Source organism: Bradyrhizobium sp. WSM4873 (genome assembly GCF_055811355.1).
The window spans coordinates 79,007-90,072 of sequence record NZ_JBVVPS010000010.1; the positions used below are offsets into that span (position 1 = coordinate 79,007).

The following is an 11,066-nucleotide window of genomic DNA, read 5'->3' on the forward strand; positions in this document are numbered from 1 at the left end:
CGGAACCAACAGAAAGCAAGTCTCATGACCGGCCATGACCATTCGCATTCCCACCATGACCACGATCACGACGATCGCTGGAAACATGACGGCGTGCGCGTCATTCCCGGCAACCAGCTCGATACCAATGTGCCGTCGACGGCGGGCATGGACCGCGCGGCCGCGATCAATTTCGCGCGCGTCGGTGCGCAGAAATTGTGGGCGGGTACGGTCAGCATCAAGCCCGACGCCAAGACCGGCGCGCACCACCACGGCCATCTCGAAAGCGTCATCTACGTGGTGAAGGGCAAGGCGCGGATGCGCTGGGGCGAGAGCCTGCAATTCACCGCGGAAGCCGGCCCCGGCGACTTTATTTTCGTCCCGCCCTATGTGCCGCATCAGGAGATCAACGCCAGCGCGGACGAGGTGCTGGAATGCGTCCTGGTGCGCAGCGACGGCGAGGCGGTCGCGGTCAACCTCGACATCGAGCCGATCGAGAAGCCCGAGACCGTGCTGTGGGTCGATCCCATTCACCGCGATCCGAACGAGAAGAAGTGAGAAGCGCCTGAAAGCCAGCGGGTTCTGTGCGACAGAACCTCGCAGGCAAGGTCCAAAAAAAGATCCGGAAGCCGTGTCGGATCGCCGCTTGGCCGTCCGTCCTTGGGCAGAACCCCGCCCAAGGAGCTCCGATGCCCAGGATGATTTTCCTCAATCTGCCCGTGACCGACCTCAAGCGCGCCACTGCCTTTTACGAGGCGGTCGGTGCGACCAGGAACCCGCAATTCAGCGACGAAAAGGCGAGCTGCATGGTCTTTTCCGAGACCATTTACGCGATGCTGACGACTCACGAGAAATTCCGTCAGTTCACGCCGAAGCCGATCTCGGATGCAAAGACCTCAAACCAGGCGCTGTTCTGCCTGTCCGCCGATAGCCGGACCGAGGTCGACGATATCGTCAGCAGGGCCGCGGCTGCAGGCGGGGTGGCCGATCCCAGCCCGAAGGACGAATACAGTTTCATGTACGGCCGCAGCTTCGAGGATCCGGACGGCCACATGTGGGGCGTGAACTGGATGGACATGGCGGCCTTCGCGGCGCAGCCCGACATGGCGAACGCCTGATCCAAGCCCACAACAGCAAGAAACCGAAGAGGAGCATTCAAGATGTCCAAGCTCGTGCCCTGCATGTGGTTCAACGGCGATGCCGAGGAAGCCGCGAAGTTCTACGTCTCGCTCGTTCCGAATTCGGCGATCACGCATGTTCAGCGCAACGTTTCAGATGGCCCGTCCGGCAAGGAAGGCTCCGTGCTCGTCGTCGAATTCTCGGTGGCGGGACAGCCTTTGGTCGCGCTCAACGGCGGCATGAAGATGGAATACACCCACGCGATCTCGCTGATGATCCATTGCGACGATCAGACCCAGGTCGACAGCGTCTGGAATGCATTCCTGTCCCATGGCGGCAAGGCAGAGCAGTGCGGCTGGCTCAGGGATCGCTGGGGCGTGGCCTGGCAGGTGGTACCGAAGGTGATGTTCGAATTCCTCTCAAGCCCCGACAAGGCGGCTGCCGCACGGGCGATGCAGGCCATGATGAAGATGGTCAAGCTGGATGTGGAAACCTTGCGCCGCGCGTTCGAGGGCAAGTCGGCGGCGTGAAGCGCGTGCCCTTGCCACATACTCACTGTCATCGCCCCGCTTGACCGGGCGATCCAGTACGCCGAGACGGTCGTTGGTCAATCGATAGGCCGCGGCGCACTGGATGCCCCGGTCGAGCCGGGGCATGACAGCGGAATTTGAGGCGAAGGCCCGCCGCTAGTAATTGATCCGCAGCCCCAGGCCGCCATGGATGGTGTTACCCACCGGCTGCGGGCCGAGCGTGCCGTTGGCGAACAGGTCGACGATCCAGCCCTTCTGCACGCGGAAGCCGAGCCGGCCGCCATATTCGAACCAGCCCTGGTTGCCCATGGTCGGCACCACCATCCCGTCGCCGGTCACGGTGGCGACGATGCCGCTATGGCCAGCGAATGACTGCACCCAGCCACCGTTGATGTTGGCCTCGATATTGCTGCCGTAGAGATGCGTCCACTGGCCGCCGATCTTGACCAGGCTGGTGCGGTCGGTGCCGGTCGCGATACTGGCGTCGAACGGATTGAACGCCACTGCGCTGTCCGTATAGCCCGAGACGCGCTGCCAGAGCTGCCAGACCTCGATCGAGGCGGCGACCTCGTCGCGGGGCGACACGCGGCTTATCCAGCCGGCGCGGCCGTAGACGGCGTAGTTCGAAGCGTTGGTCGAACTCGTAACGCTCACCGGGCCGAGGCTGGTGTTGTAGCTGCGGGTGTAGCGCGCCTTCTCCCACGGCGTCAGGATCGTGCCGACGTCGAAGAACGGGCGCGACGAGCCCCAGTCGGTGAAGTCATAACGCAGCGCGAAGGCGCCGATCGGTGCGCTGGTGATGTTGTAGCCGCCCTCGCTGTATTGCGTGTAGGCGATGCCGGCGAGCAGCGACAGATTGTTGGTCAGCTCCTTGCGGCCGTGGATGCCCGCCGAGAACGAGCCGGCCGAGCCGAACGCGCTGACGCAGTTGCTGCAATTGACCTGCTCGTTGACGCCGAGCAGCACCGTGCCGAGCACCCGGTTGGTGATCATCTGGTTGAAGCGCTGGTTGGCAAGGCCGCCGATCGAGCCGCCGCTGGAATCCGCGCCGGTCGGTGTCGGCGTCGGGCTCGGCGACGATGACGGATAAGGGCTCGGCGACGATGACGGGGTGGGGCTGGGCGAGGGCGAGGGGCTGTAGGTCGGCGTCGGCGAGGGGAAATAGCTCGGCGCCGGTGTGGGCGTCGCCGTGGCGGCTGCCGCCAGACGGGTATCGACCGCGATCAGCGCAACCGCGGCCACGGCGGTCAGCACGCTCCCGAGCATGAAGCGCCTGATGGTGGTGGATATCGCCATCTTCAGCGTCCGCACAGCATGCCGTCGTCATGAACGGCGGGCGTGATGGTCGGCGACGCGTCCGCATATTGGTTGACCGCGCACAATCCCGCGCTCGCGGCGCAGGTCGCGGCAAAAGTCCAGGGCGGCGTATTGGTCTTACTGATGGAGACCTTGCCCCCGGTCGAGGTGATGATTGCAGTGTCGCCGGGCTGGGTGAGCTGCACGCACTGTTGGCTTGTCGTGCAGACACTGGCGGCGCCGTCCTGCAGCACGACGACCGAGCGGCCGCGCTGGGACAGGATATCGAGTGTGGTGCCGCGCACGCCGATGGTCGCGAGCGGGGTCGTGATCTTGTAGGCGGTTTTCTCGGAATGTCCGGTGACGAAACGGAATGCGCCGGTCGTCATGCGGATCGCGACGTCGCGATAGCTGTGCTCGTCGTTGAAGACGGTGCGGTCGAGCTTGAGCGTCGCGCTCGGGCCGAGCGACAGATTGGTACTGTCGGCCATCACGAAGCGCGCTGCGCTGCCGGCGCCGGTGCGCACGGTCTCGTCGCGCAGCATGCTGTCGCCGACGCTGATCGGCGTCGTGTTCGCGGCCACGCGAACGACTTCATTCTGAATCAAGACGGCTTCACCGACGCGCGTCTGCGCCTGGGCGCAAGGGGTCGCGCACAAGCCGGCCGACAACAGCGTGAAGAAAAGCCAGAAACGCAAATTCATTTCGCAACCGATCGATGTGTCCCTGATCGTACCGGATCATGCGCGCTTGCGATGTGGCGGAATTATCACAAGCGGCGCGCGACCTGCGTTATGCTTAGTGACAGTTGCGGCAGAATGCGTTCAATGAAAACCGCGATCCCTACTATTCTCCGCGGTGACGCAAAATTGCCACGCAAAACATCCCCACAAATGCCGCTCGACTTGCCCGCGGTTCCGAAGGTGTCGCGGAGCGCAGTGATTGCTGTCGCGATTTTCCTGGTCGCGCATCTCGCACTGCTGATCGGCCTGACGACGCCGGAAAAGTTTGTCTTCGACGAGGTGCATTACGTGCCGGCGGCGCGACAGATGCTGGCACCATCGATGTCGCAACCGATGCTCAATCCGATGCATCCGCCATTGGCGAAAGAGCTGATCGCGCTATCGATCGCGACCTTCGGCGACACCGCGCTGGGCTGGCGCTATCCCGCGACATTGTTCGGCGCGCTCGCGATCGTCGCGATCTATCTGTGCGGCCTCGCGCTGTTCGCCGCGCAAGGGCCTGCGATCGCCGCCGCGCTGATCGCCGGCTGCAACCAGATGCTGTACGTGCAGGCGCGAATCGCGATGCTCGACATTTTTGCACTCGGCTTTGGCCTGCTAGCGATTGCCGCCTTCATGCATGGCTTTCGAAAGGATCGTCCCCATGCATTGTTCGCGGCCGCCGGCAGCCTGTTCGGCTGTGCTGCGGCCTGCAAGTGGAGCGGCCTGTTTCCGCTCGGCATCTGTATCGTCATCGTCGCGGTGATCCGCCTGTTGCAGGGTTGGCACACCCTGTTTGCCGACGCGAAGCCGGGGGATTGGTACCGGCCCGATCTCTGGCCCGACTTCAGATTCCATCACGTCGTGGTCTGCTTCGCCGTCCTGCCCGTGGTGACATATCTTGCGGCCTTCGTCCCTCTCTACGGCGTGTCGCTGCCGGATCTGGTCGAGGCGCAACGCCGGATCTTCGCCGACAACACCACCACCGCAATCGCCGGCCACACTTATATGAGCGCGTGGCCGTCATGGCCGCTGCTCGCGCGCCCGGTGTGGTTCCTGTTCGACAAGACCGCGGACGACAATGTCTCCGCGATCGTCTTCCTCGGTAACCCCTTGGTGTTGTGGCCGGCGCTGCTCGCGCTCGCCGTGGTGCTGCGCGACTTCGTCGTTTCGCGTCGCCGGGATGCGTTCCTGATCGCGGTCTTCTATTTCGGGTCCTGGCTCGCCTGGGCGTTGCTGCCGCGTACGCTCGCCTTCATCTATTACTATCTGCCGGCTGCGACCGTGGCGTCGCTCGCGCTGGTCTACGTGCTGCGTCGGGACGGTCTACCCCGCTGGCTGTTGTGGGCCTATGTCGCGGTCGCGGCAGCAGGCTTTGCGGTCATGCTGCCGATCTCCGCGGCCTTCATCGGCACGTCGATGCAGACTTTCAACCGGCTGATGCTCTTCCAAAGCTGGATATGATATCGCCGCCTGCCGGGAACGGCAGGCGGCGCCTTTATGGGCGATGACCTTTGAATTACTTTGACGCGGTCTTGGTGTCCATGTTCACGACCTGGACGCGGCGGTTGATCGGGTCGGCGCCGTTGGCGGCGTCCTTCAGCTTGGTCTTGCCGTAGCCGACAGTGACGAGATCGGTGCCGGTGAGGCCGTAGTTCTGCACCAAATATTTCTTGATGGTGTCAGCCCGCCGCTCGGAGAGCCCCTGATTGTATCCCTCGGTGCCGACCGCATCAGTGTGGCCGGCGACCACGAAGGTCGAGCCCTTCAGCGAGGGATCGGACAGCGCCTTGCCGAGCGCCTGCACCGACGGCACTGACGTCTTGGCAATGTCGGCCGAGTTGTAGTCGAACTGGATCTCCAGATCGATCTTCGGCTTGGTCGCGGCGAGCTCGGCAATCTGCTCGCGCTCGCCCGTCGACAGCGAGCGCGTCGAGCGGTTGCGCACGGTGTTCAGGAATGTCGATTCCTTGGCCTGCACCGCCGGATCGACCTGCGGACCTGCGGACAGCCCGCGGGTCGTCGCCTTCGGCTTCAATGCATCCAGGATCTGGCTGGTCGAGACATTGGCGTCGCCGGCCATGGCCAGGCCGGCCGTCATCGAGAGAAGTGCCGAGAGGGTCATCGCCTTCAGTGCAAAAGACTTATTAAAACTAGTCATTGTCGTATCCTCGTTGTGACGCCTGATGGCTATTTGATGCTGCAAGCATAGGGCAGGTTCAAAACCCTTGGTGTGATCTTGGTCACGGTGGAAACGGGGCCCTCCGGGGCCATGGCAGCGAATTTCAAGCGGTTTCGGGTTCATGGAGGGCCGTCCCGCGGTCCGCTCCAAGGACGGATGCTGACGCGTGAAGAGAGTGGTCGCACGCCTGCCGACGAACGTTCGAGCCGTCGCAATCCTGGCGTGATCCGCATCACTGAGGACCGCCGCGCCCAGGGGCCGCTCGGGGGCCGGGGCCCGGTTCACTCAGGAAACCTGTGCTGACCGATTGTCGCAAAGCCGTCGCGTGATGGCCTGTCTGTGAACAATTTTTCGGCCAGATGGGCGCCTAGCAGGGCACAGCCTCCGACAAGCGCGAACGAAGGGAGCCGAGTTCCACCCAGTGCCGAGGCCGAGTGATTATCAGTTCTATCGCAGTGGCCCGCCGGATCGGACCGTGTCCCTGAGCTCCATGCCCATTTACATCGGCGCGGCGATGATCGCGGTGGCGATCCTGCTGTCGACACTGATCACGGGGCTGACCTCCCGCTATGTCGGGTTTCAAGCGCCGACCGACGAGAACATGTGGCTGGTCGATCGTCTCACCGGCAGTGTCTATCGGTGCCAGGCGGAGGAGCGCGGCAAGGCCTCGTGCGAACCCGATGTCGCAACAGGCAGCGTTGGCGACCGGTCCAAAGCCCCGAAAGCTGGCCGCTGAGCCCTCCGCCTTCGCAGCGCAGCAAGAAAATTGTCTTCTCCCCGAAACGTCTTCGCCGGAGAATACGTATTGCGAAGGCCGGCATGACGCCGGTTTCGTTTTTACGGAGGAGACTTTTCGATGAAAATGTTGCTCACAGCCGCAGCTTTGGTCGCGCTCACCCTTTCCCTTTCACCGGCATCCGCCGCCATGATGGCGTGCACCGGCGATAACATGATGAAATCGACAGCCATGATGATGGGCACGGCCGATACTCCGGCCAAGGTCGCGGCCAACAAGGAAATGGCCATGGCCAACACCGACATGAGCAATGGCAAGATGAAGGGCGGCTGCATGCATTACATGAAGGCGCAGAAGGCCATGATGATGAAATAGGGCCTCGGCCACGCCAAGCGGCCGCGCTGTCAGCAGATGGCAGCGCGGCTTTTTCTTTTGCTGCGTCCAGTCCGCTTCTTTCTCCCGGCGCGAATCCCGCTACATTCCCTCCCGCAATGTCCCGCGCCCCCAAACCGATTCCACTGACCACGAGACAGGCCCGGCAAATCTGGCTTCATGCCCAGCGGCTGGACGAGCGCGCGCCGTTCGGTGACGGCGCGCAAGCCGTCTCCGACGCGGTCGCCCATCTCGGCTATGTGCAGATCGACACCATCAACGTGATCGAGCGCTGCCATCACCACATCCTGTTTAGCCGGATCCCGTCCTACCGCCGCGCCGACCTGCGCCACGCCCAGAGCGTAGATAGAAGCGTCTTTGAGTATTGGACGCATGCGCTCTCTTACGTGCCGGCCGGTGACTTCCGCTTCTTCCTGCCGGCGATGCGCGAGCACCGCCGTGAGGGGCACAAATGGTTCGCCTCGGTAAAACCCGCCGACATGCGCAAGGTGATGCGGCTGGTGCGCGCCGGCCCGCTGACGATCCGCGACATCGAGGACGACGTGCTCACCGAGAAGGAGCATCTCTGGCAAAGCCGAAAACCCTCGAAGCGGGCATTGCAGCTCGCCTTCTATACGGGGGCCGTGACCGTCAGCGAGCGCCAGGGCATGCTCAAGACCTATGAGCTGATGACGCGCCATTTCGGCTGGGAAAAGCTGCCGAAGCCGGCCTCGGCAAAGGACATTACAGGCTATCTGCTCGATCGTGCGCTGCGATCGCAAGGTGTTGTGAGCCTCGATTCGGTCTGCCATCTCGACGCGCCGCGCAAAACGGGGGTGGCTGCGCTGATCGCCTCGCGCGTGCGCCGTGGCGAGCTCGTGCCTGTCGCCATCGAAGGTGCCGGCAAGCAGGAGCACTGGGCGTCGCCGGCTGCGCTCGAGCCAGGCGAGCGTGCGCCGCCGGACCTCGTCCATATCCTGTCGCCGTTCGATCCGCTGATTATCCAGCGCAAGCGCACCAATGTTATCTTCGGCTACAACCATCTGTTCGAGGCCTATGTGCCGAAGGCCAAGCGCAAGCTCGGCTATTTCGTGCTGCCCGTACTGGTCGGCGACGAGATCGTCGCCGCGCTCGATCTGAAGACCGACCGGCAGGCAAAGAAGCTGCTGATGCAGAAATGGACCTGGGTCGGCGAGGGGAAGAAGACCGCAGGGCGCAAGGAATTCAAACGGAAGATCGAGGAGGAGCTCGATCGTTTTGAGAAGTTTCAATTGGCGGAGTAGTTGTGCGCTGCGCGGATGACCGAGCTCTGTCGTAGCGCAACGTGGTGACGGGCTGCGCCCCTCGCATTGCTTGCTCCATTGACTCTTTTGCGGTGATGCTCAAAACCCCGGATCAGCCCATAAAAGCAACAACCCCGGGGGAAGCCATGAGCCAGACCACGACCTATGCCGGTTCGACCGGCGCAGCCAAGTCGGAAATCGAGACCTCGACGATCCGCGCCATCTCCTGGCGCCTGATCCCGTTCCTGGTGCTCGCCTACTTCTTCTCCTATCTCGACCGCGTCAATCTCGGTTTCGCTGCGCTGACCATGAATGCCGAGCTGAAATTCACGCCGCTGATCTTCTCCTGGGGCGCCGGCATCTTCTTCATCGGCTATTTCATCTTCGAGGTGCCGAGCAATCTTGCGCTGGAGAAGTTCGGCGCCAGCCGCTGGATCGCCCGGATCATGGTGACCTGGGGTATCATCTCGGCGCTGATGGCGCTCACGAGCGGCGTCACGAGCTTCTACGTGCTGCGGTTCCTGCTCGGCGTCGCCGAAGCCGGCTTCTTCCCCGGGATCATCCTCTATCTCACTTATTGGTATCCGGCCGAATATCGCGCCCGCTTCCTTGCGGCCTTCGCCATCGCCGTTCCGGTCTCCACTGTGATCGGCGCCCCGGTCTCGGGCCTGCTGCTCGGGCTCGACGGCGCCATGGGCCTGAAGGGCTGGCAGTGGCTGTTCATCATCGAGGGCATTCCCTCCGTGCTGCTCGGCATCGTCACCTGGTTCTATCTCACCGACAGGCCGGAGAAGGCGGATTGGCTCTCGGCCGAGCAGAAGGCCTGGCTCAAGACCAAGCTCGATGCCGAGATCGCTGCCAAGCAGGCGGTGAAGCATTTGTCGCTCAGTGAGGCGCTGTCCTCACCGAAGGTGATCATGCTGAGCCTGGTCTATTTCGGCTTCGTCGGCGCGCTGTATGGCATGCAGTTCTGGCTGCCGCAGATCGTCAAGGCGTTCGGCCTCACCAACGCCCAGACCGGTTTCGTCACCGCCATCCCGTATCTGTTCGGCACCATCGCGATGATCCTGTGGGCGAGGCATTCCGATGCGACGCGCGAGCGCGTGATGCATGTCGGCGCGCCGTTGCTGCTCACTGCCGTCGCGCTCGGCGTCTCCAGCTATCTCACGGACCCCACCCTGACGATGATCGTGCTGACGGTCGCCGCGATCGGCGTGTTCTGCTGCTTCGGCGTGTTCTGGACCCTGCCGACCGCGTGGCTCTCCGGCACGGCGGCGGCCGGCGCCATCGCCCTGATCAACTCGATCGGCAATCTCGCCGGCTTCGGCGGACCGTATCTGATCGGCTGGGTCAAGGAAGCCACCGGCCAGACCTCGAGCGGACTGCTCGTGCTCGCGGTGCTGCCGCTGATCGCCGGCATCCTGGTCTTCATCGGCGGCCACGACAGCAAGCACGAGTTCGCGGAGCAGGGGCGGTAGCCTCGAAATATCGCCCTGGCGAAAGCCAGGGCCCATTTCCGCCTGGCCCTCCGGAGGGCCCGCGGCGCGACGCTTTCTTCTAACAGCCCAGACTTCCGCCAAGGGCAATCGCGGACGTTACCACCTCTTAACGATCACGCTTTCCTGATGACTGACGAATATTGACTTTCATCAGTGATTAGTAGACATTCCTCTCATTGCAGCCGAGGGAGTGTCCTCCGATGTTCGTCCGATCCGTTTTGTCCAGCTATTCGAGGCTCTTGGCTGGTGTTTCGCTGGCGTTGATGGCTGCCGCCCTCGCGGGATGCAATGACACCGTCGCTGAAAAGGCCGAGCCGCCGCGGCCGGTTCTGGTCGCCACCGCCCACTATGACGCCGAAAAGCCCGAGCGCAGCTTCGTCGGCACCATCAGGCCGCGGATCGAGAGCGATCTGGGCTTTCGGGTCGCCGGCAAGGTCGCCAAGCGTCTGGTCGAAGTCGGCCAGACCGTCGAGATCGGCCAGCCGCTCGCGGTCCTCGATGAGGTCGATCTGAAGCTCCAGGCCGAGCAGGCCGTCGCCGAGCAGACCGCCGCGACCGGCGTGCTGGCTCAGGCCGCCGCCGCCGAGCAGCGCGCCAAGGATTTGAAGGCCAAGGGCTGGACTACCGACGCGCAGCTGGATTCGAGCCGCGCCGCCGCCGACGAGGCCCGTGCCCGCCTGAACCGGGCCGAGCGCTCGGTCGAGCTGACCAACAATTCCCTTTCCTACGCGACGCTCAACGCCGACGCCCGTGGCGTCGTCACTGCAACGCTGATCGAGCCTGGCCAGGTGGTTGCCGCAGGCCAGACCTCGATCCGTGTCGCCCGCTTTGCCGAAAAGGAAGCGGTCGTCGCGATCCCTGAGACGCTGGTCGGACGTGCCAAATCGGGCGCCGCCAGCGTCACTCTTTGGTCGGAGCCGGGCAAAAAATATACGGCCAGGCTGCGCGAGATCGCGCCCACCGCGGATCCCGCCACGCGCACCTATCTCGCCAAATTTTCGCTGCCCGAGGCCGACGACAAGGTTTCGCTCGGCATGACCGCGACGCTGACGCTGTCGGACGCTGCCACCGAGCGCGTCGCGCGGCTGCCGCTGTCGGCACTGTTCAACGAAGGCGGCAAGCCGTCCTTCTACGTCGTCGACGACAACGGCGCGGTCACGCTGAAGCCGGTCGTGGTGAAGTCCTACGAGAGCAACGACGTCGTCATTACCGGCGGTGTTGAAGAGGGCGCCAAGATCGTCGCTCTCGGTGTGCAGAAGCTCGATCCGGCCCAGAGGGTGCGGATCGTGTCGTCACTGTCCTTCTAAGTCTCGTTTATGAGTTACGTCGTGTGAGGTGAGTTTCTGCC

General features: G+C 63.4%; 12 protein-coding genes. 9 read left to right on the forward strand and 3 right to left on the reverse strand.

The features are described from left to right. Positions 1–24 precede the first annotated feature (24 nt). The 3 genes from AC0L21_RS15935 to AC0L21_RS15945 all read left to right on the forward strand — a co-directional run bounded on the left by AC0L21_RS15935 (position 25) and on the right by AC0L21_RS15945 (position 1,628). Complete coding sequence (locus tag AC0L21_RS15935; RefSeq protein ID WP_473262780.1) at positions 25–537, forward strand: cupin domain-containing protein; 513 nt, start codon at positions 25–27, stop codon at positions 535–537. Positions 538–668: 131 nt separating this feature from the next. After that, positions 669–1,097, forward strand: a complete 429-nt coding sequence (locus AC0L21_RS15940; RefSeq protein WP_473262781.1) for a VOC family protein — start codon at positions 669–671, stop codon at positions 1,095–1,097. Between the two features lie 42 nt (positions 1,098–1,139). Continuing rightward, a complete protein-coding gene (locus AC0L21_RS15945) occupies positions 1,140–1,628 on the forward strand; it encodes a VOC family protein (RefSeq protein ID WP_473262782.1) in 489 nt (162 codons plus the stop codon). A 156-nt stretch (positions 1,629–1,784) separates the two neighbouring features. Here AC0L21_RS15945 and AC0L21_RS15950 read toward each other — a convergent pair whose 3' ends face one another. Further along, entirely contained in the window at positions 1,785–2,924 is a 1,140-nt protein-coding gene (locus AC0L21_RS15950; RefSeq protein ID WP_473262783.1) for a hypothetical protein, read from the reverse strand. 2 nt (positions 2,925–2,926) lie between these two features. Continuing rightward, positions 2,927–3,628, reverse strand: a complete 702-nt coding sequence (locus AC0L21_RS15955; RefSeq protein WP_473262784.1) for a FecR family protein — start codon at positions 3,626–3,628, stop codon at positions 2,927–2,929. Between the two features lie 51 nt (positions 3,629–3,679). On the opposite strand from AC0L21_RS15955, the gene AC0L21_RS15960 reads away from it, so the two are divergent. Further along, positions 3,680–5,110: a phospholipid carrier-dependent glycosyltransferase gene (locus AC0L21_RS15960; RefSeq protein ID WP_473262785.1), complete on the forward strand. Its 1,431-nt coding sequence runs from the start codon at positions 3,680–3,682 to the stop codon at positions 5,108–5,110. Between the two features lie 55 nt (positions 5,111–5,165). On the opposite strand, the gene AC0L21_RS15965 is transcribed toward AC0L21_RS15960, so the two are convergent. Next, positions 5,166–5,807 carry an OmpA family protein gene (locus AC0L21_RS15965; protein ID WP_473262786.1) on the reverse strand — a complete coding sequence of 214 codons (642 nt, stop codon included), beginning with the start codon at positions 5,805–5,807 and terminating at the stop codon, positions 5,166–5,168. Between the two features lie 511 nt (positions 5,808–6,318). Between AC0L21_RS15965 and AC0L21_RS15970 the strand changes: the two genes are divergently transcribed. From AC0L21_RS15970 to AC0L21_RS15990, 5 genes are all read left to right on the forward strand, one after another. After that, on the forward strand, positions 6,319–6,564 hold the full coding sequence (locus AC0L21_RS15970) for a hypothetical protein (protein WP_473262787.1): 246 nt from the start codon (positions 6,319–6,321) through the stop codon (positions 6,562–6,564). 120 nt (positions 6,565–6,684) lie between these two features. Next, positions 6,685–6,939 (forward strand): hypothetical protein, encoded by a 255-nt coding sequence (locus tag AC0L21_RS15975; RefSeq protein ID WP_473262788.1) that lies wholly within the window; start codon positions 6,685–6,687, stop codon positions 6,937–6,939. Between the two features lie 116 nt (positions 6,940–7,055). Continuing rightward, the gene (locus AC0L21_RS15980) at positions 7,056–8,219 is read left to right on the forward strand and encodes a winged helix-turn-helix domain-containing protein (protein ID WP_473262789.1); all 1,164 of its coding nucleotides are present in this window, start codon (positions 7,056–7,058) and stop codon (positions 8,217–8,219) included. Positions 8,220–8,365: 146 nt separating this feature from the next. Beyond that, positions 8,366–9,697, forward strand: a complete 1,332-nt coding sequence (locus AC0L21_RS15985) for an MFS transporter (protein ID WP_473262790.1) — start codon at positions 8,366–8,368, stop codon at positions 9,695–9,697. A 221-nt stretch (positions 9,698–9,918) separates the two neighbouring features. Next, complete coding sequence (locus tag AC0L21_RS15990; protein ID WP_473262791.1) at positions 9,919–11,025, forward strand: efflux RND transporter periplasmic adaptor subunit; 1,107 nt, start codon at positions 9,919–9,921, stop codon at positions 11,023–11,025. Positions 11,026–11,066 lie beyond the last annotated feature (41 nt).